27 protein-coding genes are annotated in these 21279 nt (G+C 71.9%); 12 read left to right on the top strand and 15 right to left on the bottom strand.

Annotated features, from left to right (window positions below; genetic code table 11):
• Positions 1–74: 74 nt before the first annotated feature.
• From KIT14_03540 to miaB, 3 genes are read right to left on the bottom strand one after another with little or no spacing between them, the layout of a single operon-like run.
• Positions 75–443 (bottom strand): 3D domain-containing protein, encoded by a 369-nt coding sequence (locus KIT14_03540; protein ID MCW5889603.1) that lies wholly within the window; start codon positions 441–443, stop codon positions 75–77.
• Complete coding sequence (locus KIT14_03545; protein ID MCW5889604.1) at positions 440–856, bottom strand: DUF4345 domain-containing protein; 417 nt, start codon at positions 854–856, stop codon at positions 440–442. The genes KIT14_03540 and KIT14_03545 overlap by 4 nt, the downstream gene beginning before the upstream one ends.
• On the bottom strand, positions 853–2145 hold the full coding sequence (gene miaB / locus KIT14_03550) for a tRNA (N6-isopentenyl adenosine(37)-C2)-methylthiotransferase MiaB (protein ID MCW5889605.1): 1293 nt from the start codon (positions 2143–2145) through the stop codon (positions 853–855). The genes KIT14_03545 and miaB overlap by 4 nt, the downstream gene beginning before the upstream one ends.
• 102 nt (positions 2146–2247) lie before the next feature.
• On the opposite strand from miaB, the gene KIT14_03555 reads away from it, so the two are divergent.
• The 9 genes from KIT14_03555 (at position 2248) to KIT14_03595 (ending at position 8638) form a co-directional block, all read left to right on the top strand.
• A complete protein-coding gene (locus KIT14_03555) occupies positions 2248–2466 on the top strand; it encodes a cytoplasmic protein (GenBank protein ID MCW5889606.1) in 219 nt (72 codons plus the stop codon).
• 10 nt (positions 2467–2476) lie between these two features.
• On the top strand, positions 2477–2980 hold the full coding sequence (locus KIT14_03560) for a MogA/MoaB family molybdenum cofactor biosynthesis protein (protein ID MCW5889607.1): 504 nt from the start codon (positions 2477–2479) through the stop codon (positions 2978–2980).
• 4 nt (positions 2981–2984) lie between these two features.
• The gene (locus KIT14_03565; protein MCW5889608.1) at positions 2985–3224 is read left to right on the top strand and encodes a MoaD/ThiS family protein; all 240 of its coding nucleotides are present in this window, start codon (positions 2985–2987) and stop codon (positions 3222–3224) included.
• Positions 3221–3703 (top strand): molybdenum cofactor biosynthesis protein MoaE, encoded by a 483-nt coding sequence (locus KIT14_03570; protein MCW5889609.1) that lies wholly within the window; start codon positions 3221–3223, stop codon positions 3701–3703. Before KIT14_03565 ends, KIT14_03570 begins: the two co-directional genes overlap by 4 nt.
• A gap of 71 nt (positions 3704–3774) precedes the next feature.
• Complete coding sequence (locus KIT14_03575) at positions 3775–5496, top strand: tetratricopeptide repeat protein (protein MCW5889610.1); 1722 nt, start codon at positions 3775–3777, stop codon at positions 5494–5496.
• A gap of 5 nt (positions 5497–5501) precedes the next feature.
• Entirely contained in the window at positions 5502–6278 is a 777-nt protein-coding gene (locus tag KIT14_03580; GenBank protein MCW5889611.1) for a hypothetical protein, read from the top strand.
• Positions 6278–7234: an ABC transporter ATP-binding protein gene (locus KIT14_03585; protein ID MCW5889612.1), complete on the top strand. Its 957-nt coding sequence runs from the start codon at positions 6278–6280 to the stop codon at positions 7232–7234. Before KIT14_03580 ends, KIT14_03585 begins: the two co-directional genes overlap by 1 nt.
• The gene (locus KIT14_03590) at positions 7219–8208 is read left to right on the top strand and encodes an ABC transporter ATP-binding protein (GenBank protein ID MCW5889613.1); all 990 of its coding nucleotides are present in this window, start codon (positions 7219–7221) and stop codon (positions 8206–8208) included. Before KIT14_03585 ends, KIT14_03590 begins: the two co-directional genes overlap by 16 nt.
• A gap of 70 nt (positions 8209–8278) precedes the next feature.
• Complete coding sequence (locus KIT14_03595; GenBank protein MCW5889614.1) at positions 8279–8638, top strand: polymer-forming cytoskeletal protein; 360 nt, start codon at positions 8279–8281, stop codon at positions 8636–8638.
• 53 nt (positions 8639–8691) lie between these two features.
• Here the strand turns inward: KIT14_03595 and rplS are convergent, their stop codons facing one another.
• The 11 genes from rplS to KIT14_03650 form a co-directional block, all read right to left on the bottom strand.
• Positions 8692–9075, bottom strand: coding sequence for a 50S ribosomal protein L19 (gene rplS / locus KIT14_03600; GenBank protein MCW5889615.1), 384 nt, complete (start codon positions 9073–9075; stop codon positions 8692–8694).
• Positions 9076–9089: 14 nt separating this feature from the next.
• Positions 9090–9650, bottom strand: a complete 561-nt coding sequence (locus KIT14_03605; protein MCW5889616.1) for an RNA methyltransferase — start codon at positions 9648–9650, stop codon at positions 9090–9092.
• Positions 9643–10389 (bottom strand): tRNA (guanosine(37)-N1)-methyltransferase TrmD, encoded by a 747-nt coding sequence (trmD, locus tag KIT14_03610; GenBank protein ID MCW5889617.1) that lies wholly within the window; start codon positions 10387–10389, stop codon positions 9643–9645. The genes KIT14_03605 and trmD overlap by 8 nt, the downstream gene beginning before the upstream one ends.
• A gap of 2 nt (positions 10390–10391) precedes the next feature.
• A complete protein-coding gene (rimM, locus tag KIT14_03615; GenBank protein MCW5889618.1) occupies positions 10392–10937 on the bottom strand; it encodes a 16S rRNA processing protein RimM in 546 nt (181 codons plus the stop codon).
• A gap of 13 nt (positions 10938–10950) precedes the next feature.
• Complete coding sequence (locus KIT14_03620; protein MCW5889619.1) at positions 10951–11187, bottom strand: KH domain-containing protein; 237 nt, start codon at positions 11185–11187, stop codon at positions 10951–10953.
• Positions 11188–11229: 42 nt separating this feature from the next.
• On the bottom strand, positions 11230–11496 hold the full coding sequence (gene rpsP, locus KIT14_03625) for a 30S ribosomal protein S16 (protein MCW5889620.1): 267 nt from the start codon (positions 11494–11496) through the stop codon (positions 11230–11232).
• Positions 11497–11514: 18 nt separating this feature from the next.
• Positions 11515–12852 carry a signal recognition particle protein gene (gene ffh / locus KIT14_03630; GenBank protein MCW5889621.1) on the bottom strand — a complete coding sequence of 446 codons (1338 nt, stop codon included), beginning with the start codon at positions 12850–12852 and terminating at the stop codon, positions 11515–11517.
• 207 nt (positions 12853–13059) lie between these two features.
• Complete coding sequence (groL, locus tag KIT14_03635; protein MCW5889622.1) at positions 13060–14703, bottom strand: chaperonin GroEL; 1644 nt, start codon at positions 14701–14703, stop codon at positions 13060–13062.
• A 3-nt stretch (positions 14704–14706) separates the two neighbouring features.
• A complete protein-coding gene (gene groES, locus KIT14_03640) occupies positions 14707–15000 on the bottom strand; it encodes a co-chaperone GroES (protein MCW5889623.1) in 294 nt (97 codons plus the stop codon).
• Positions 15001–15137: 137 nt separating this feature from the next.
• Positions 15138–15404 (bottom strand): DUF507 family protein, encoded by a 267-nt coding sequence (locus KIT14_03645; GenBank protein ID MCW5889624.1) that lies wholly within the window; start codon positions 15402–15404, stop codon positions 15138–15140.
• Entirely contained in the window at positions 15401–15694 is a 294-nt protein-coding gene (locus KIT14_03650; protein MCW5889625.1) for a DUF507 family protein, read from the bottom strand. The genes KIT14_03645 and KIT14_03650 overlap by 4 nt, the downstream gene beginning before the upstream one ends.
• 169 nt (positions 15695–15863) lie before the next feature.
• Between KIT14_03650 and KIT14_03655 the strand changes: the two genes are divergently transcribed.
• The 3 genes from KIT14_03655 to KIT14_03665 are packed head-to-tail and all read left to right on the top strand — an operon-like array spanning position 15864 to position 19300.
• Positions 15864–16718, top strand: a complete 855-nt coding sequence (locus KIT14_03655; GenBank protein MCW5889626.1) for an LD-carboxypeptidase — start codon at positions 15864–15866, stop codon at positions 16716–16718.
• Positions 16715–17878, top strand: coding sequence for a beta-lactamase family protein (locus tag KIT14_03660; protein MCW5889627.1), 1164 nt, complete (start codon positions 16715–16717; stop codon positions 17876–17878). The genes KIT14_03655 and KIT14_03660 overlap by 4 nt, the downstream gene beginning before the upstream one ends.
• A 21-nt stretch (positions 17879–17899) precedes the next feature.
• On the top strand, positions 17900–19300 hold the full coding sequence (locus KIT14_03665) for a hypothetical protein (GenBank protein ID MCW5889628.1): 1401 nt from the start codon (positions 17900–17902) through the stop codon (positions 19298–19300).
• Here KIT14_03665 and KIT14_03670 read toward each other — a convergent pair.
• Positions 19192–21183 carry a transglycosylase SLT domain-containing protein gene (locus KIT14_03670; GenBank protein ID MCW5889629.1) on the bottom strand — a complete coding sequence of 664 codons (1992 nt, stop codon included), beginning with the start codon at positions 21181–21183 and terminating at the stop codon, positions 19192–19194. The two genes, KIT14_03665 and KIT14_03670, sit on opposite strands and share 109 nt — an antisense overlap.
• Between the last annotated feature and the right edge of the window lie 96 nt (positions 21184–21279).

Below are 21279 nucleotides of genomic sequence, written 5' to 3' on the forward strand. Positions count from 1 at the left end.
ATCGACCATAGCCGCGGCCGGACCGGGCGTTCAACCGAGAACGCCGTGAGCGTCGCCGTGCTCGGTGCGAGGCTTCAGTCGAGGTCGCCGTCGCCGCGCGAGAGGACGTGCACCCGGACCGTCCTGCGGCCGAAGCTCCGCGCCTCCCGGGCGGTGGGGACGTAGATGTCGATCTCGCGCCCGCGCACGGCCGAGCCGGTGTCCTCGACCCGGTACACCCCGGACAGATGGCCGGCGCCCTCGATCCGGATGTGGGTGCCGATGGCGAGAACCCGGGGATCGGCCGCGACGACGCCCCGACGGGTCCAGGTGCCGGCCGCCGTCCGGCCCTTCAGGGTGTAGGCGGCGGCCTCGAAGGCGACCGGGTTCTCGGCCGCCGGGGCTGGGGTCGGGGCGATCCCGGCGAGGAGCCCCGCCAGGGCGGCGGCGCGGGCCCGCCTCACAGCGGCGGTCCCTGCGCGGGGTCGGGCTCGGCGGGGCTCATTGCGGCCATCAGGAGGAGCCCGCCGGCCAGGATCTCGAGCGCGGCGCCCGCCCACGGCAGCAGCCCGGGGTTGCCGTCGATCACCACGCCGACCATGCGCCCGCCGAAGATGCCCAGCCACAGGATCGAGATCATGAGCAGCATGCCCCGATGCAGGCTCGGGTTGGTGGCGCAGCGGAGCGTGAAGGCGCCGAGCACGGTGAACGTGCCGCCGTAGATCGCCCGCACCTCGCCGAGCGCGGCGGCGCGCATGGACTCGGTGACGGGCGAGAGGTTCGCGAAGCTCATCACGATCGCCGGGTAGAAGAGCCCGGCGAGGCCGAACAGGATCGTGAGCGTGCCGACGACGGCGGTGACGAGGCGGGCGTTCATGCGGGTCTCCCGGTGAGCGTGTGCGACGTGGCGGATTCGATCCGCACGCGAACCTCCTGGCCCGGCGCCACGGGACCGGGGAGGACGACCGTCCGGAAGTCGGGGGTCTTGCCGGTCATCCAGCCGTCGGGGCGCTTCGCCGGTCCCTCGACGAGCACGTCCCGCTCGCAGCCGATCAGCGTGCGGTTGCGCTCGGCGGCGATGGCCTCCTGGAGCGCGATCAGACGCTCGAGCCGACGGCCCTTCTCGGCGTCGGGTACCGAGTCGTCCCATTTCCAGGCGCGCGTGCCCTCGCGCGGCGAGTAGCGGAACAGAAACGCGCTGTCGTAGCGGACCCGCGCCATGAGCGCCTCGGTGGCGGCGAAGTCGGCGTCGGTCTCGTCGGGGAAGCCGACGATGACGTCGGTCGAGAGGGCGAGGCCGGGGATACGGGCGCGCAGCGTGTCGACGAGACGCTCGTACTCGGCGACGGTATAGTCGCGCTGCATGCGGGCGAGGACGGCGTCCGAGCCGGACTGTACCGGCAGGTGGAGCTGCGGCATCACCTGCGGGCACTCGGCCATCGCGTCGATCACCGCCGGCGACATCTCCGTCGGGTGCGGCGACGTGAAGCGGATGCGGCGGATGCCCGGCACCGCCGCCGTCTCGCGCAGGAGGCGAGCGAAGTCCCACTCCGCGTGGCGGTACGCGTTGACCGTCTGGCCCAGGTAGACGACCTCGGGCACGCCGTCGGCGGCGAGCGCACGCACCTGCTCGACCAGCACCGGCCCGGGTAGGCTGCGCTCGCGGCCGCGGACGTAGGGCACGATGCAGAAGGTGCAGAAGCGGTCGCAGCCGCGCATGGCCGTCACCCAGGCGCGAACGCCCTGCGCGCGGGCGACGGGGAGGCCGGCGTAGGTCTCGTCGGGATCGAGCCGCAGGCCGACGTGCGGGTCGCTGGCGTCGGCCTCGAGCAGGTCGGGGAGGTGGCGGTAGCCGTCCGGCCCGACGAGGAGGTCGACCTGCGGCGCCTGCTCGCGCAGCCTGCCGCGCAGATGCTGCGCCATGCAGCCCGTCACGCCGATGCGGACCTCGGGGCGCGCCTGCTTGTAGCGGCCGAGGTCGCCGAGGCGCCCGAGGACGCGGGCCTCGGCGTGGTCGCGGATGGCGCAGGTGTTGAGCAGGATGACGTCGGCCCGCTCCGGCTGCGCGACGCGGGTCCATCCACGCGCACCCAACGTGCCCATCACGAGCTCCGTGTCGGCCACGTTCATCTGGCAGCCGTAGGTCTCGATGTAGACGGTGGGCACGGGACGGCAACTGGTAACAGCGGGTCTGGAGGGGTGCAACCACGGATGCATGAGCCTCCGTCGTGGATTGCCGGTGCCCGGAAGGCGCGCTAGACGGACCCCATGCTGGGCAGGCCTCCTCGGCGACCGGAGCCGCCGGACGCGTACGGCTCGCTGGAAGCCAGCCTGCTCCACTGTCCGCGCTGCCGGCAGGCGATGCCGGTGCGCAAGCGCCTGCTCCTCGTGCTCCTCGACGGGGAGCGGCACGAGTACGTCTGCCAGCAGTGCGGCACGACCTGCGGCACCAAGCTCGAGCCGGCCGCCCGCCGGACGGGCTACTGAGGACGCGGCGGTGAGCACGGGCTCGCACCGGGCGCATGCCCGGCGCTCCGTCGGCTGTGCGCTCGTGACCGTGAGCGACACGCGCACGCCCGAGACCGACGCCAGCGGCGCGCGGGCACGCGAGCTGCTCCTCGCCGCCGGGCATCGCATCGTGTCCTACGCCATCCTGCCGGACGAGCCGGAGCTCGTCGGCCAGCACGTGCGGACCCTGCTCGCCGACGACACCGTCGAGGCCGTGATCCTGAACGGCGGCACGGGGCTGGCGCCCCGCGACGGCACCTACGAGGCGGTCGCGGGCCTGCTCGACAAACGCATCGACGGCTTCGGCGAGCTGTTCCGGCAGCTCTCGTACGCCGACGTCGGCCCGGCGGCGATGCTGTCGCGCGCCGTCGCCGGCGTCGCGGCGCGGACGATCGTCGCGTCGCTGCCGGGCTCGACCGCAGCCGTCGCCCTGGCGCTCGAGAAGCTGCTCGTGCCCGAGCTGGAGCACATGGTCGCGCTGGTGCGGGGGTGACGGGGTGCGTATCCGGCTTCGCTTCTTCGCGTCGCTGCGCGAGCGTCTCGGTCCCGGCGACGATCGTGCGGTCGCCCCGGGCAGCACTCCGGCGTCACTGTGGGCGTCGGTGATCGCGGAGCACCCGGACCTGCGCCGCACGCGCGTCCGCTTCGCCGTGAACGAGCGCTACGTGGAGCCGAGCGAGCGGCTCGCCGACGGTGACGAGCTGGCCGTCTTCCCGCCGGTCAGCGGAGGCGCATGAGCCGGTTCGCCGTCGTCGACGTCCCGATCGCTCCGGACGCGCTGCTGGCGGCGGTCGCCGACCCGCGCGCCGGCGCATCGGTGCTGTTTCTCGGCACCACCCGCAACGTCAACGTCGGTCGCCGGGTGCTGCGGCTGGAGTACGAGGCGTACGGGCGCATGGCGGTGAAGGAGATGCGGGCGCTCGCCGGCGAGGCACGTCGCCGCTGGCCGCTGCGCAAGGTGGCGATGGTGCACCGGATCGGCGTGGTGCCGATCGGGGAGGCGAGCGTCGGCATCGCAGTGAGCGGCGGCCACCGGACGGAAGCGTTCGAGGCTTGCCACTGGCTGATCGATCGCCTGAAGGAGATCGTTCCGATCTGGAAGAAGGAGCACTTCCGCGGCGGCACGGTGTGGATCGGTGCGCAGCAGGGCGGACCTTCGAGTCCTCGCCGCGCCGCCCGCACCGCGGTCGCCGCGCGGGTGAAACGGCGGCGATGACGAGTGCGGCGACGGTCGGCACGGGGTTTGCGTTTCCGGAACCTGGGCGACATGGTAGACGAACGAGGCCGATGAGAACCCGTACCGCGGCCGCGTGTGCATTGGCCGTCGCCCTGGCGAGCGGTTGCGCACAGATCCGGCGCTCGGGTGGCCTGGGACCAGCCGTCCCGCTGCCGCCCGAAGCCGCCGCGATGGGGGCCTTCCTGCGCGGCGAGGTCGCGCTCCAGCGCAACGACGTCGAGACGGCGCTCGAGGCGTTCCAGGCGGCGGTGAAGGCCGATCCGGAGACGCCGATGCTGCGGCTGCGCCTCGCTACCCTCTACGTGCGCGCCGGCCGGCTCGAAGACGCGCGCGCCGAGTGCGAGTACGTCGTCGCCGCCGAGCCCGACAACGTCGACGCGATCACACTCCTCGCCGGCGTGCTGTCGTCGCTCGGCCGGGACGACGAGGCGGTCGCCGCCTACGAGCGCGTGCTCCAGCTCGATCCCGAGAGCCAGGAGGCCTACCTCTACCTGGGCGCGCTGTACGGCAAGCAGGGCGACACCGAGAAGGCGGTCTCGACGCTGCGCCGGCTGATCGCGCGCAACCCCGGCTCGATCCTCGGCTTCTACTACCTCGGGCGCGTGCACGCGGCGTCGGGGCAGCTCGACAAGGCGGAGACGTACTACCTCGAGGCCCTGAAGCTGAGCCCGCAGTCGGAGCTCATCCTCACCGACCTCGCGGTCACCTACGAGCTCCAGGGACGGACGCCCGACGCCGTCGAGCTCTACGAGCGCATCCTCGCCATGAACCCGCAGAGCGTGCTGGTGCGCCGTCGCCTCGGCGGGCTCTACGTCGGCCAGAAGCGGCTCGACGAGGCGCTGGCGCAGTTCCGCGAGCTCGAGAAGGTCGACGACGATCCGCGCGAGGCGCGCACCAAGATCGGCCTCATCTACTTCGAGAAGGGCGAGCTCGACCGTGCCGTGACCGAGTTCAACCTCGTGCTCGCGTCCGAGCCCGAGAACACCCGCGTGCGCTACTACCTCGGCGCCGTCTACGCCGAGCTCGATCAGGATCAGCGCGCGATCGATCAGTTCGCGAAGGTTCCGCCCGAGTCCGAGTACTGGACCGACGCGCAGATCCGGCGCGCGTGGCTCGTACAGAAGACCGACATGGCGGCTGCCGTGAAGATCGTGGAGGAGGCGCTGAAGGTCCGTCCCGACACCCCCGAGCTGATGAGCTACCTGGCGTCGCTCTATCGGGAGCAGAAGGACTACAACAACGCCGTCGCGGTGCTCGAGCGCATGGTGCAGGCGGCGCCCGACAACGACCGCTATCGTTTCACGCTCGGCGCCGCCTACGACGAAGCCGGCGACAAGGACCGTGCCGTCGCCGAGATGCAGCGCGCGATCGAGATCAATCCGCGCAACGCCGCGGCGCTCAACTACCTCGGCTACACCTGGGCCGACATGAACGTGCGGCTCGACGAGGCCGAGGTCTTGATCCGCCGCGCGCTCGAGCTCGAGCCGAACGACGGCATCTACATCGACAGCCTCGGGTGGGTGTACTTCCAGCGCGGCGACTACCATCAGGCGGTCGAGCATCTCGAGCGCGCCGTCGAGCTGGCGGGCGACGATCCCACGATCGTCGAGCACCTCGGGGACGCCTACCATCGTCTCGGGCGCAACGACGACGCGCTCCGCGTCTACAAGGACGCGCTCGGCCGCTCCAAGGAGAGCGCGCAGATCGAGCGCATCAAGGGCAAGATCCAGCTGCTGGGCGGCTCCGTCGCCACGGGCGGCTGGCGGCTCTGAGCGCGGTGCGCGGGCGGGGGGCGGGACGGGCCGTCGGGCTCGTGGCGATGGCGGCGCTGGTCGGCGGATGCACGCTCTTCCGCCCGCTCCCGAGCCGTGTCCAGGCCACGTCGGCCCCTGCCCTGCTCGAGTCGCTCGCCGCCCGGCGTGCGGCGACGACCTCGCTGCGTGCGCGCGCGCGCGTGAAGGCCGGCCTCGCGGGCGTGTGGACGCGCGAGGCGGTGCTTGTGCGTCGGCCCGAGTCGGTGCGCATGGACGTGATGTCGCCGTTCGGCCTGGCGCTCGCGGTCGGCACCGATGGTCCGCTGCTGTGGGTCTACCCGCCGTCGCGCGGCGTGCGCTACGACGGCGAGGCGAGTCCGGCGAATCTCGCCCGCTTCCTCGGCGCGCCGGTCACGGTGCCCGATCTCGTCGACATCCTGCTCGGCGTCGCACCGGCGCGCGAGCCGATCGCCGAGCCGCGGCTCGCCCTGCGCGGCGACGAATACGCCGTGACGCTCGACTTCGCCGACGGGGTACAGACGCTGTGGTTCTCGGGCGCGACGCTCGATCTCGTCCGCGCCGAGGAGGCGCGCGAAGGGGTCGTCAGCATGCAGCTCGCGTTCGGCGATCATCGCGACGGCTTCCCGCACACGATCGAGGTCGCCGCGCCGCTGTCGGGTGCGACGGCGTCGCTGGCCTACGATCAGATCGAGCGCAACGCGGAGATCGACGCCAACCTGTTCGCGCCGCCGGTCGTTCCGGCGGTGCAGCCGCTCGACGGCGTGGCGACGCCCGGCTGATGTCGCTGCTCGCGGTCGAGGATCTACGCATGGAGTTCCCCGGCCCGGACGGGCCGGCGGTCGCGGTTCGCGGCGTCGATTTTCGCCTCGAGCCCGGGCGCGTCCTGGGGCTCGTCGGCGAGTCGGGTTCCGGAAAGAGCATGACGGCCCTGTGCATCTTGCGTCTGCTGCCGCCGCCGGGCCGCATCGCCGGCGGGCGCGTCCGCTTTCGCGACCGCGATCTGCTCGCGCTGCGCGAGAGCGAGATGCGCTGCGTGCGCGGCGCCGAGATCGCGATGATCTTCCAGGAGCCGATGACGGCGCTGAATCCCGTGCTCACGGTCGGCAGCCAGATCGCCGAGGCCGTGCGGCTGCACCACCGCCTCGGGCGTCGTGCGGCGTGGGACCGCGCCACGGCGCTGCTCGCCGAGGTGGGCATCCCGGAGCCCGCGCGGCGTGCCCTCGACTATCCGCATCAGCTGTCGGGCGGCATGCGTCAGCGCGTGATGATCGCGATGGCGATCTCGTGCGAGCCGGCGCTCCTCATCGCCGACGAGCCGACGACGGCGCTCGACGTCACGATCCAGGCGGAGATCCTCGAGCTGCTGCGCCGGCTGCGCGAGCGACGCGGCATGGCGATGCTGCTGATCACGCACGACCTCGGCGTGGTCGCCGAGCAGGCCGACGAGGTCGCGATCATGTACGCGGGGCGGATCGTCGAGCACGCGCCGGTCGTCGACCTCTTCGATCGGCCGCGCCATCCGTACACGCGCGCCCTGCTGCGCTCGATGCCCGCGCTCGGCCGTCACACCGACCGGCTGGAGACGATCCCGGGCCAGGTGCCGGGCCTGCGCCACCTGCCATCCGGTTGCGCCTTCCGCGATCGCTGTCCCGACGTCGTCCCTGCCTGCGCCGACGTGGTGCCGCCGCTCGAGGGCCACGCCCCCGATCACGAGGTCGCATGCATCCGGGCGTGACGCCGCTCATCGAGGTCCGCGGGTTGCGCAAGTACTTCCCGCTGCGCGTGCCGTTCTGGCGTCGCGAGCGTCCCGCCGTGCGTGCCGTCGACGATGTGACGCTCACCATTCGCGCGGGCGAGACGCTCGGGCTCGTCGGCGAGTCGGGCTGCGGCAAGTCGACGCTCGGCCGGCTGATCCTGCGGCTCCTCGAGCCGACGAGCGGCGACGTGCGCTTCGAGGGCCGCTCGCTGCTCGATCTGCCGCCGGGAGAGCTGCGCGCCATGCGCCGGGCGATGCAGATCGTCTTCCAGGATCCGTACGGCTCGCTGAACCCCCGCATGCGCGTCGGCGACATCGTCGGCGAGGGGCTGGTGATCCACCGCATCGGCACGCGCGCCGGGCGACGCGACCGCGTCGGCGAGCTGCTGGCGCTCGTCGGCTTGCCGGCGGAGGCCATCGACCGCTACCCCCACGAGTTCAGCGGCGGGCAACGCCAGCGCATCGGCATCGCGCGCGCCCTCGCCGTCGAGCCGCGATTCGTGGTCGCCGACGAGGCCGTGTCGGCGCTCGACGTGTCGATCCAGGCGCAGATCCTGAACCTGCTCCAGGACCTGAAGCGTCGTCTCGGTCTCACCATGCTCTTCATCTCCCACGATCTACGCGTGGTGGAGCATGTGAGCGATCGCGTCGCGATCATGTACCTCGGCCGCATCGTCGAGGTGGGGCCGCGCGAGCGCGTGTATCGCGATCCGCATCACCCGTACACGCGGGCGCTGCTGTCGTCGGTGCCGCTTCCCGATCCGCATCGCCGGCACGGGCCGCCGCCGCTGCGCGGCGAGCCGCCGAGCCCGGTCGCGCCGCCGCCCGGGTGCGCCTTCCATCCGCGCTGTCCCGACGCGATCCAGGTGTGCCGTCAGGTGGTGCCGCCGCTCGAGGCCGGGCGCAGCGGGCACGCCGTGGCGTGTCACGTGCATCCGGTCGCGACCAGCTGAGCACGCGTCCGCTACGCGCTGCGTTTACAGCCAGGCGCGGCCTCCCTATACTCCGCCTCCGCACATGACGATGGGTACGGCACCTCAGGGCGGACGGGCTCCGGATCAGTGGCAGGACGTGCGCGTCTCGCTCGGGCCCGACGCGGAGGTGACGGGCAAGCTGTCCTTCGTCAGCCCGACCCGCATCGAGGGCAAGCTGAAGGGCGAGATCCGCTCGTCGGATCTGCTCATCATCGGACCGCAGGCCGTCGTGCAGGCGACGGTGCGTGCCGAGCGGCTCGTGATCCTCGGCGAGGTGCGCGGCGAGATCGTCGGCGCGAGCCGGATCGAGATCTGCGCCGGCGGGCGTCTCTTCGGCGACGTCGAGACGCGTGCGCTGGTGATTCGCGAAGGCGCCAGCTTCGAAGGCGCCTCGCGCATGAGCGCCTGAGGCGCGGCTCCGGACGTCGGGGCGGCGGGCGGCGCGGGCGCGCCGCCGTGGCGTCAGGACTTGGCCGTCTCGTCGGCCTTGGCGCGCGCCGTGGCCCGCACGTCTTCGGCGACGCGCGCCGCGCGGCCCGTGAGCTCGCGCAGGTAGTACAGCTTGGCGCGCCGGACGGCGCCGCGGGTCACCACGTCGATGCGGTCGATGCGGGGCGAGTGCACCGGGAAGATGCGCTCGACGCCGACGCCGTAGGACGTCTTGCGGACCGTGAACATCTCGCGGTTCGTGGTGCCGGTACGGCTGATGACCGTACCCTCGAACACCTGGATGCGCTCCTTGTCGCCCTCGACGACCCGGACGTGGACCTTCACCGTGTCACCGGGCTTGAACACCGGGACGTCCTTGCGGAGCTGCTCCGCTTCGATCCGGTCGATGGGAGTCATGGAAACCGGCACTATTAGCGACCGTGGCGGAGACGGTCAAGGATGATCGCCGCCGCCGCGCGGACCGACAGGTGATTGTACCCGTCGACCCCCGCGATCGGCTCGAGGAGATCGTCGACCCGGTCGAGCACCGGCGGCGCCAGCCCCCAGCCCGTCCCCAGCAGCAGCATCTCCGGCCGTCCGGGGCGCTCGAGCCGCTCCCGCATGGTCGCGAACCCGAGGCGGTCGGGGCCGGGGCGGGCGCTGGTGGCCACCAGCCGTGGCATCTGCCCGGTCTCGCGCTCGATCTCGGCGATGGCCGCGTCGAGGTCTGGGGCCAGCCGCACCAGGGACAGCGCGTCCTTGCGATTCTCGTTGTAGATCGCGCCCGGACCGACCTCCCAGTGTCGCAGGATGCGGTCGACCAGGCGGCGCAGGGTCTCCACCGGGGTGCAGCAGTAGAAGGCGCGCACGCCGAGCGTGCGACACGAGCGGGCGATGTCGTGGACGTCGAGGTTCGTCACGGCCGTGGTGACGACGGCTCCGTTCTTGTCCTGTACCGGGTGGTGGATGAGGGCGACGTAGAGGTCAGCCACGGCGGCCCTCCTCGGGAGCGCGCCATCCGAGCCCGTGCAGGAAGGCGCGATCGGCGTCGGACAGGGTGGTCGTCGCGAGGAGGTCCGGGCGGCGCGCGAGCGTCAGGCGCAGGCTCTGCTCGCGGCGCCAGCGCGCGATCGCGCCGTGGTCGCCGGACGACAGGACGGGCGGCACCGTGCGTCCATGGAAATCGGCCGGGCGGGTGTACTGCGGGTGCTCGAGCAGGCCGGTGGCGAACGAGTCGTCCGGCGCCGAGGCGGCGTTGCCCAGGACCCCCGGGAGCAGGCGGGCGATGGCGTCGAGCAGCACGACGACCGCGGGCTCGCCGCCGCTCAGGACGAAGTCGCCGATCGACAGCTCCTCGTCGATCCAGTCGAGGAGGCGCTCGTCGACGCCCTCGTAGCGCCCGCAGACGAGGAGCAGCGAGGGCTCCTGCGCCAGCGCCGCGAGGCGCGCATGATCGAGCCGCGGGCCGCGTGCGGCGAGCAGGATCCGGCGCGGCGTATCGGCGGCCATGACGTGCTCGATCGCGGCGACGAGCGGCTCCGGCTTCAGCACCATGCCCTGGCCGCCGCCGTACGGCTCGTCGTCGACCTGGAGATGCTTGCCGCCGGCGAAGTCGCGCAGGTGGTGCAGGTGCACCTCGAGCACGCCGAGCTCGCGGGCACGCTTGAGCGGGCCGCCCGACAGGGGCGACCCGAGCAGCTCCGGGAGCACGCTGACGACGTGGACGCGCAGGGTCAGTCCAGCATGCCGGCCAGCGGCCGGATGACGATGCGCCGTCGCGGGCGGTCGATCGTGTCGACGACGTCGGCGACGACGGGCACGAGGTGCTCGCGGCCGCCCGCATCGACGGCCCAGACGTCGTGCAGCCCGTTCGACAGGGTCTCGCGGACGGTACCGAGCGTCTCGCCGTCGGTGGTCTCGACGCGAAAGCCGACGACCTCGTGCCAGTAGAACTCGTCCTCGTCCGCGGGGGGCAGGTCGGCGGCGCGGACGAGGACCCGGGTTCCACGCAGGGCCTCGGCCGCGTCACGATCGGCGACGCCGTCGAGCTGCACCAGCAGCGTGCCGTTCGGCTGCGGTGCCGCGCTGGCGACGCGCACCGTGCTCCAGGCGCCGTTGCGCTCGAGGAGCACCTCGGGGCCGGTGGCGAGGCTGGGCGCCGGCGGCTGATACGGTCGCAGGCGGATCGCACCACGCAGCGCGTGCGCGTTGGCGACGACGCCGACCGCGACCGCGTCGGGATCGGCGTCGACGCGGGTTCCCGGGAGAGCCGGGGTCATGCCCGCGGGCCGATCACTTCTCTTCGATGATCTCGAGGACGACCTTGCGGTTGGTGCGGGACGCGACGGCATTCAGGATGGTGCGGATCGACTTCGCGGTGCGTCCCTGCTTCCCGATGACCCGGCCGATGTCGTCCTTCGCGACCCGCAGCTCGAGGATCGACGCGGCGTCCCCCTCGGTCTCCTTCACCTCTACGGCCTCGGGATGGTTCACGAGGTGCTTGGCCAAGAACAAGACCAGTTCCTTCATGGGGATCGCCGCTCCTCTGGAGTCGGCCGGAGACCTGTCGGGTTATGCGGGAGCGGCCTCCGGGGTCGCGGGTGCCGGTGTGGAGCTTTCGATCAGCTCGCGAACGGTGTCGGTCGGCTGCGCGCCCTTGGCGCGCCAGGCCTGGATCTTCGCGTGGTCGAGCCGCACGAACGCGGGCGTCTTGGTCGGGTCGTAGAGCCCGACCTGCTCGATGTAGCGCCCGTCGCGCGGCGACTCCGAGGCCGCCACCACGATGCGGTAGAACGGGTGCTTCTTACTGCCGTGCCGGGCGAGCCGGATCTTCACCATGCCGTCGTCTTCCTTCTTCTAGCGGAGCAGGCCCGGAGGCATGCCGCCCATCATGGGTCCACCGGAGCCGAGCTTGCGGAGGACCTTCTTCGTCTGCTGGAACTGCTTCAGGAGCTTGTTCACGTCGGCGACCGACGTGCCGCTGCCCATCGCGATGCGCTTGCGGCGGCTGCCGTTCAGGATGTGGATGTCGCGCCGTTCCTCGCGCGTCATCGAGTCGATGATGGCCTCGACGCGCTTCAGCTCGTCCTCGGCGCCGTCGAGCTCGGCGCCCTTCAGCATCTTCTTCATGCCGGGGATCATGCCGAGCAGCTCGGTGACCGAGCCCATCTTCTTCACCGCGCGCAGCTGATCGCGGAAGTCTTCGAGGTCGAAGGAGTTCTTCTTGAGCTTCTTTTGGAGCGCCTCGGCCTGGCTCTTGTCGTACGCCTTCTCGGCGCGCTCGATGAGCGACAGCATGTCACCCATGCCGAGGATACGCGAAGCGATGCGGTCGGGATGGAACGGCTCGAGGGCCTCCATCTTCTCGCCGGTGCCGACGAAGACGATCGGCTTGCCGGTCACCGCGCGCAGCGACAGCGCGGCGCCGCCCCGGGCGTCGCCTTCGATCTTGGTGAGGATCACGCCCGTCAGCGGCAGGCGCTTGGCGAAACCCTGCGCCGTGGCGACCGCGTCCTGACCGGTCATCGCGTCGGCGACGAGCAGGATCTGCCGCGGCTCGAGCACGCCGCGCAGGCGCTCGAGCTCGCCCATGAGGTCTTCGTCGACGGTCTGGCGGCCGGCGGTGTCGACGAGGACGACGTCGGCGCCCTGCACCCGGGCCGCCGCGACGCCGCCGCGCGCGATCGCCACCGGATCGCCGCCGGGCGTCGACGCGTGCACCGGCAGCTTCAGCTGCGCCGCGAGCAGGTTCAGCTGCTCGATCGCGGCGGGACGGTAGACGTCGGCGGGCACGAGATACGGCCGGCGGCCGCGCTCGTCGCGCAGCCAGCGTGCGAGCTTGCCGGTGGTGGTCGTCTTGCCGGCACCGTTCAGGCCGACGAGCATGATGACGACCGGGGACTGCCCGCCCAGCTCGAGCCCGACGGGCTGCTCGCCGAGGACGCGCTGCAGCTCGCGGTGGACGAGCTTGATGAAGTGCTGCTCGGGCGTGAGGCTGCGCAGCAGCTCCTGGCCGAGGGCGTCCTTCTTGACCGCCTCGACGAACTCGCGGACGACGCCGACGTTGACGTCGGCCTCGAGCAGCGCGAGCCGGACGTCGCGCAGCGCCTCCTCGATGTTCTTCTCGGTGACCCGTCCCTGGCCCTGAAGCTTGCGCCACAGGCGGTCGAACTTCTCACCCAGGGAGTCGAACATCGGTAATCAGCCAGCCAAGAAGGAGGAAGGTGGCGACGCTATCGGGGCCGGTCGGGGCTGTCAACAAAAGCCTTGGCGGGTCGCGGCCTCGGTCGCCCGGGCGTCGCGCGGTCCCGAACGGGCCCCCGAAACGGCGGGGGCTCCCGACCCTGCGGCCGGGAGCCCTCGCGCAATGCGCACGGGCTCCCGGCCCGCGCGGCTTCGTTCCTACATCATGCCGCCCATGCCACCCATGCCGCCCATACCACCCGGGGGCATCGCCGGCACGGACTCGTCCTTCGGCTTCTCGGCGACCATGGCCTCGGTGGTGAGCAGGAGGCTCGCCACCGACGCGGCGTTCTGGAGGGCCGTGCGGACGACCTTCGTCGGGTCGATGATGCCGGCCTTGAGGAGGTCCTCGAAGGTCTCGGTGGCGGCGTTGTAGCCGAAGCCGCCCTTGCCGCCGCGGACCTTGTCGAGGACGATCGAGCCCTCGCTGCCGGCGTTGCTGGAGATCCAGCGCAGCGGCTCCTCGATCGCCCGGCGGATGATGCGGACGCCGAACTGCTCCTCCTCGGAGGTCTCGAGGTTCTCCAGCGAGGCGCTGGCGCGGATCAGGGCCACGCCGCCGCCGGGGACGATGCCCTCTTCGACGGCCGCCCGGGTCGCGTGCAGGGCGTCTTCCACGCGGGCCTTCTTCTCCTTCATCTCGATCTCGGTCGCGGCACCCACGCGGATGACCGCCACGCCGCCGACCAGCTTCGCGAGGCGCTCCTGGAGCTTCTCGCGGTCGTAGTCGGACGTCGTCTCCTCGATCTGGGCGCGGATCTGCTTGATGCGGCCCTCGATGTCGGCCTTCTTGCCGGCGCCGTCGACGATCGTGGTGTTGTCCTTGTCGACCACGACCCGCTTCGCACGGCCGAGGTCGTTGAGCGTCACGTTCTCGAGCTTCACGCCCAGCTCCTCGGCGATCACCTTGCCGCCGGTGAGGATGGCGATGTCCTCGAGCATGGCCTTGCGGCGGTCGCCGAAGCCGGGCGCCTTCACCGCGACGGTGTTGAGGGTGCCGCGGATCTTGTTGACGACGAGCGTCGCGAGCGCCTCGCCTTCGACCTCTTCCGCGATGATGACGAGCGGCTTGCCCGAGCGGGCGACCTGCTCGAGCAGCGGGAGCAGGTCCTTCATCGACGAGATCTTCTTCTCGTGGATGAGGAGCAGGGCGTCCTCGAAGACGACCTCCATGCGCTCCGGATCGGTCACGAAGTACGGCGAGGAGTAGCCGCGGTCGAACTGCATGCCCTCGACGACCTCGAGCTGCGTCTCGAGGCTCTTGGCCTCCTCGACCGTGATGACGCCTTCCTTGCCGACCTTGCTCATCGCCTCGGCGATCATGTCGCCGATGGTCGGGTCGTTGTTGGCGGAGATGGTGCCGACCTGGGCGATCTCCTTCTGCTCCTTGGTCGGCTTCGAGAGCTTCTTCAGCTCGTCGGTGACGCTGGCGACGGCCTTGTCGATGCCGCGCTTCAGCGCCATCGGGTCGTGGCCGGCGACCACCATCTTGAGGCCCTCGGTGAAGATGGCCCGGGCGAGCACGGTCGCGGTGGTGGTGCCGTCACCGGCGACGTCGGAGGTCTTCGAGGCGACCTCCTTCACCATCTGCGCGCCCATGTTCTCGAACTTGTCCTCGAGCTCGATCTCCTTGGCGACCGTCACGCCGTCCTTGGTGACGTTCGGCGCGCCGAAGGACTTCTCGATGACGACGTTGCGGCCGCGAGGCCCCAGGGTGACCGTCACCGCATCCGCGAGCACGTTGACCCCGCGCAGGATGCGGTCACGCGCGTCCTGGTGGAACTTGATGATCTTCGCAGCCATTGCTCAGCCCTCCAGAATCGCGAGGATGTCTTCCTCGCGCATGATCAGGTGCTCCTCGCCGTCGACCTTGATCTCGGAGCCCGAGTACTTGCCGAAGAGGATCGTGTCACCGACCTTGACGTCGAGCGGGAACGTCTTGCCGTCCTCGTTGACCTTACCCTTCCCGATCGCGACGACCTTGCCCTGCTGGGGCTTCTCCTTCGCGGTGTCGGGGATGATGATGCCGCCCTTCGTCTTCTCGAGGTCCTGCTCGAGTCGCTTCACGACCACACGGTCGTGAAGAGGCCTGATCTTCATTGCCGAATGCTCCTTTCGTCGAATGCGGGGGTTCCCGGGAACGCCGGGGCGCGGACGCGGCCCAGCACCGCACGGAATCGCCCGCGCGGCGCGCGCAAACTAATCACCGCGCCCCGCGAGTCAAGCGCCGAGGCGGTTCAGCGTCCCGACAGCTTGCGTCGTTCTTCGTCCAGGTACTTCTGATAGAGGACGTCCCACTCCCGGCTGCCGGGGAGGACGCGTTTCGGCATGCGGGCGCGCACCGCCTGGTCGAGCCGCCCATCGCTGTCGAAGGCTTCGAGGAGGATCTTCTTGACCTCCACGAGGAAGCGGTGCTCGTTGCGCACGGTGCCGAGCTTGCCGCCGACGACGGCCTTCAGGATCGACTGCGCCAGATGGGAGAGGCGTCCCTCGGACAGGGTCACAGGTCGAACCCCCGGGCCTTGGCGATGCGCTGCTTCACGAGCTGCTCGACGCGGCGGAGGTCGAGATCCTCGCGACGTACGCCGGGGGCGCCCTGCCGGACCAGCTTCTCGGCTTCGGCGCGGGCCTGGTTCTCGATCTCCTCCGCGGTGTCGAAGTTGGCGTTGAGGAGGGCGGTGAACCGCTCCCGCACGACCGTCTCCCCGGCGGTCAGCGCGACCACGTCGGCCTCGACGAGGCGCCGCACGAGGGCGTCCACCACGCGAGCGATCTGCGCCGGAGACGGCCGCACGATCGGTCACTTAGATGCGTGGAGTTGGTTTTGCAATAGCGCCGATTCACGCGTTGACTCCCCATCGCCTTGTCGATACACGGGCGCGAGGTTGAGGAGATCGCCGATCGGAAAACCCGGCAGACTCCGGACCGGCGATACCGTGGGCGTGGTGGCGCCTTCGGGGGCGGTGGACGCGGAACGGCTGGCGGTGGGTGTGGGGGTGCTGGAAGGGCTCGGATTCCGGGTCGTCGTGGGCGAGCGTGTCCTCGCGCGCCGCGGCTACCTGGCCGGCTCCGACGACGATCGCCGCAGCGACCTCCAGCGCATGCTCGACGACGAGGGTATCCACGCGGTGTTCTGTGCGCGCGGCGGCTACGGCAGCCAACGCGTGGTGCCAGGTCTCGACCTCGAGACCCTCGTCCGAGCACCGAAGCCGGTCGTCGGCTACAGCGACGCGACCGCCCTCCTGAGCGCGCTCGTCGAGGCTGGTGTCGGCGCCGTGCACGGCCCCATGATCTCGACCGACGTCGCCCGCGGCCTCCTGCCTCGCTCCCTCCAGCACCTGCATCGCCTCCTCACCGAACCCGACTACCGCTGGGAGATGGAGGCGCCGGTCACGATCCGGCCCGGCACCGCGCGGGGCCCGCTGCTCGGGGGCTGCCTCTCGGTGCTGGTCACGCTGCTCGGCACGCCCTGGACGCCGCGCTTCGACGGGGCCGTCCTTTTCCTCGAGGACGTCCACGAGTGGCCGTACCGCCTCGACCGCCTGCTCACCCAGCTGCGGCAGGCCGGGAGCTTCGATCGCATCGCCGGCGTGGTCTTCGGCAGCATGGCCGCCTGTCGGGCCCAGGACGGGCTCGACGCGCTGGCGGTCGCCCGCGACGCCTTCACCGGCGCCCACTTCCCCGTCGCCTTCGGGCTGCCGGCGGGCCACGACCCTGCCGAGTCGGACGTCGAGAACCTCGCCCTCCCGCTCGGCACGCTCGTCGAGCTGGACGCGGACGCGGGCCGTCTGCGCGCCCTCGAGGGCGCGGTCGCATGACGATGCCGGCTCCCCGACCCGATCGGCGGCCGCGCGACTTCGGCGCTGCCGCCGAGGTGCTCGAGCAGGCCGTCCGTGCCGGTGCCTTCCCGGGCACGGTGATCCTGGTCGCCCAGGGCGGCGAAATCGTCTGGCACGCCGCCTTCGGCCACCGCAGCCTCGATCCCGAGCGGATGCCGATGCGGCCGGACATGGTCTTCGACCTCGCGTCGCTCACCAAGCCGCTGGCGACCACCGTCGCCCTCATGCGCCTCGTGCGCGACGGCAAGGTGCGGCTCGACGACCGCATCACCCGCTTCGTCCCGAACTTCGGCGTACACGGCAAGACCCACGTCACCATCCGGCAGGTGCTCTGTCACGCCTCGGGACTCGCGGCCTGGCGGCCGTTCTTCAAGGACGTGCAGAAGGACGCCCGGCACGGCCGCCTCAACTACATGGGCAGCCAGGGGGCGCGGCAGACGGTCTACGAGCGCATCCACCGCGAGCGCCTCGAGTACGACCCGGGTACGCGCGCGGTCTACAGCGACCTCGGCTTCATCCTGCTCGGCGAGCTGATCGAGCTACTGTCGCACGCGAGCCTCGACCGCGTCTGCCACGACCGCATCTTCCGGCCGCTCGGCCTCGGCGCGACCGGCTTCGTCGACCTCTCGAAGCTGCGCGTGCAGAAGCTCGTGCCGGTGACCGAGATGATCGCGCCGACCGAGCGCTGCCCCTGGCGCGGCAAGGTGCTCTGCGGCGAGGTGCACGACGACAACGCCTGGGCGATCGGCGGCGTCGCCGGCCACTCGGGCCTGTTCTCGACGGCGATGGACGTCCACACGCTGCTCGCCCGCCTGCGCGCCTGCCTGCACGGCGACGACGACTTCCTGCCCGCCGCGCTCGTGCGCGAGATGTGGACGCGCGAGACGTCCGTCCCCGGCTCGACGTGGGCGCTCGGCTGGGACACGCCGTCGGCCACCGGCTCGAGCGCCGGCGCGCGCGTCTCGCGGCACGCCGTCGGCCACCTCGGCTTCACCGGCACGTCGGTGTGGGTCGACCTCGAGCGCGACGCGCACGTCGTCTTCCTCACGAACCGCGTGCACCCGACGCGCAACAACGAGAAGATCCGCGAAGTGCGCCCGCGCATCCACGACGCAATCTGGGCGGCGCTCGACGCCTGACGGCCAACGACGAAGGGGCACATGAAGGTCCATCTGATCGCGGCCTGCGGCGTCGGTATGAGCGGCCTCGCCGGCCTGCTGCGCGAGGCGGGGCACGAGGTCACGGGCTCGGACGAGCAGGTCTATCCGCCGGCCAGCACCCTGCTCGAGGCGCTCGGCGTACCGGTGCAGAGCGGCTTCGATCCCGCGCGGCTGCGCGGCGTCGACCTCGTCGTGTGCGGCAACGCCGTGCGCAGCACGAACCCCGAGGCCACGGCGGCGCGCGAGCAGGGCCTGCGCACGATGTCGTTCCCGCAGGCGGTCGAGGAGCTCTTCCTCGTCACGCGCAAGCCGCTCGTCGTCGCCGGCACGCACGGCAAGACGACGTCGGCGAGCATGCTCGCGTGGGTGCTCCAGCAGACCGGGCGCGATCCCGGCTGGCTCATCGGCGGTGCGCCGCGCGATCTCGGCGCCAACGCACGCCTCGGTGCGAGCCCCTGGTTCGTCATCGAGGGCGACGAGTACGACTCGGCCTACTTCGACAAGGAGGCCAAGTTCCTCCACTACCGCCCCGAGGCGGTGCTGATCGGCGCGGTCGAGTTCGACCACGCCGACATCTACCGCGACGTCGACCACGTGAAGTCCGCGTTCCGCAAGCTCCTCGGGCTGCTCGCGCCCGGCGCGCTCCTCGTCGCCTGCGGCGATTTCCCGCACCTTCGCGACGTCGCACGCGACACCACCGCCGACGTGGGCTGGTACGGGCTCGGCGCCGACAACCGCTACCGCATCACCGATCTCACCGACGACGGGACGATCACCCGCTGTACGGTACGCGACGGCGCCGCCGTCCTCGGCCAGCTCGCGCTCCGCGTGCCCGGGGTCATCAACGCGCGCAACGCGCTCGGTGTCGCGCTGCTCGCCGAGCGCGCCGGCGTGCGCTTCGCGGCGGCGGCGGAGGCGCTGTCGGCGTTCCGCGGCGTGCAGCGCCGGCAGGAGGTCGTCGGCGAGCGGCGCGGCATCACGGTGATCGACGACTTTGCGCACCACCCGACCGCGGTCGCGGGCACGCTCGCGGCGCTGCGGCTGCGCTATCCGGGACGCCGGCTGCGCGCCGTGTTCGAGCCGCGCTCCAACACCAGCCGGCGCCGCGTGTTCCAGCGGGAGTACGCCGAGGCGCTGGGCACCGCCGACGAGGTGGTGCTGGCCGCGGTGTTCGCGAAGGCGAACGACCCGATCCCGGTCGAGGAGCGGCTCGATCCCGAGACGATGGCGGGCGATCTCGGCCAGCGGGGCATCCCCGCGCGCACGCTCGACGGCGTACCGGCGATCCGCGACTATCTCGTCGGATCGGCGACGCCCGGCGACGTCATCGTCATCATGTCGAATGGCGCGTTCGGCGGGCTGCCGTCGCTGGTCGCGAGCGGGCTCGGGGCCGGCACGTAGAGGTCGCGGTAGGTCGCATAGTGCTGGAGCACCGACTTCACGTAGTCGCGTGTCTCGCGGAAGCTGATCAGCTCGACGAACTCGTCCTCCGGCCGCTCGCCGTAGCGGCGCTCCCACTTGGTCACCGCGTCGACGCCGGCGTTGTAGGCGGCCAGCGCCTTCACCTGCGAGCCCTGGTAGCGGTCGAGCAGCCGGCGCAGCAGCGCCGTGCCGAGCGTGACGTTGGTGCCGACGCGGTGGAGCGCAGCGCGGTCCGGCGGCGGCATGCCGGTGGCGGCGGCGACCTCGCGCGCCGTCCCCGGCAGGAGCTGCATGAGCCCGTGGGCGTCGGCGTGTGAGACCGCGTCGGGCGTGAACAGGCTCTCCTGGCGGATCAGCGCGGTCACCAGCAGCGGGTCGAGGTTGCGCGCCGCCGCCTGCTCGCGGACGACGTCCCAGTATCCCAGCGGGTAGAGGTACTGGCGGTCGGAGCCGAGGACGCGGCTGCGGGCGACGCGCAACGCGGCGCCTGGCGCGTCGACGGCGGCGTAGGCGGCGAGAACCGATTCGGCGGGGGCGGCGTCCGCGAGCGCGTCGATCTCGAGCCGGGCGAGGCGGAAATAGCCCAGCTCCCACAAGGCCCGTGCACGGTCGGCGTGCGGACCGCCCAGGTCTTCGGGAAACGCGGGCCGCGACGCGGCGACGACCAGCTCCGGGTCGGCGACCGGCGCGGGCATGCCGAGTCGCAGACGGGCGAGGGCGCCGTAGTAGGTCGTCGGATGATGTTCGGCGACGTGCTGGAGGCGCGCCGGCGCGCGCGGATCGCCGAGCACCTCGAGCGAGCGCGCCTCCCAGTACTCCGCGGCGATACGCGTCGCGCGTGGGCTGTCGTCCGCGAGTGCAGCGAAGTGCTCGGCCGCGGCGGCCGGGTTGCCGGCGAGATACTGTACCCAGCCGGCACGCCAGCGCGCGTCGTCGGCGTTGCGGGACGCCGGCCAGCGCTCGGCCACCTCGCCGTAGGCCGCGCCGGCGGCGTCGAAGCGTCCCGCCTCCTGATCGATGCGCCCGATCGCGTACAGCGCCTCCGGCGCCTCGCGCCCGTCCGGGAAGCGTGCGAGCAGCTCGCGGAAGAGCACCTGCGCGCCCGCGTCGTCGTCGTCGTTCCAGCGCCAGCGTGCGGCGGCGGCGAGCGCGCGGCTGCCGAGGTCGGCCGGGGCGTGTGCGCCGAGCTCGCGGCAGATCTCCTCGGCGACGTTGCGGCCCCCGAGCGCCCGCTCGGCTCGGGCCCGCACCCACAGCGCTTCTGCACGCAGGCGGGGCGGCGGATCGGTGGCGATCACCGCCATCGCCGCGTCGAGCGCCGCCCGGGAGTCGCCCTCGTCGAGTCGCAGGCCGGCTTCCGTGATCCGTGCCTGCGGGGTGAGGCCGAGCGCCGGCTGGCGCTGCCGGGCGCGCTCGGCAATGCGTCGGGCGCGGCGTGCGGCGAGGCTCTTCGGGCGGGCGGTACGGACCTGGCTTGCGAGGTCGAGGGCGTCGGCATCGTCGCCGCGGGCGTAGGCGATCTCGGCAAGACCGAGCGTCGCCAGCGTCGCGCGTGGGTCGCTGCCGGCGAGACGGCTGCGCGCCAGCACGAACCACTCGGCCGCCCCGGGCAGGTCGCCGGTTCGACGTCGAACTCGGCCGACGGTCACCGCGGTGGAGCCGAGCCAGATCGAATCGGGGTGATTGGCGCGTAGCCGCCGCGCGAAGCTGCTGGCCGTGTCGGCGTCGTCGCGCGCTGCCGCCTGCGTCGCACGGAGGTGCAGCGCGAGGTCGCCGAGCTCGGGCCGCTGGCGTACCGCGGCGAGCAGCGGCGAGCGTGCGGACGTCGCCTGGCGCGGTGCGGCAGAGGCACGACCTACCACCCCCTGCGCGGGGCCGGCCTCCTCTCTCGGACTCCGCGGTGTTGGCCGGGGAGCGAGGCAGCCGGCCGCCACCACGAGCCCAGCAACCCACCACGC

This window comes from bacterium (genome assembly GCA_026129405.1).
Classification (GTDB): domain Bacteria; phylum Desulfobacterota; class Binatia; order DP-6; family DP-6; genus JAHCID01.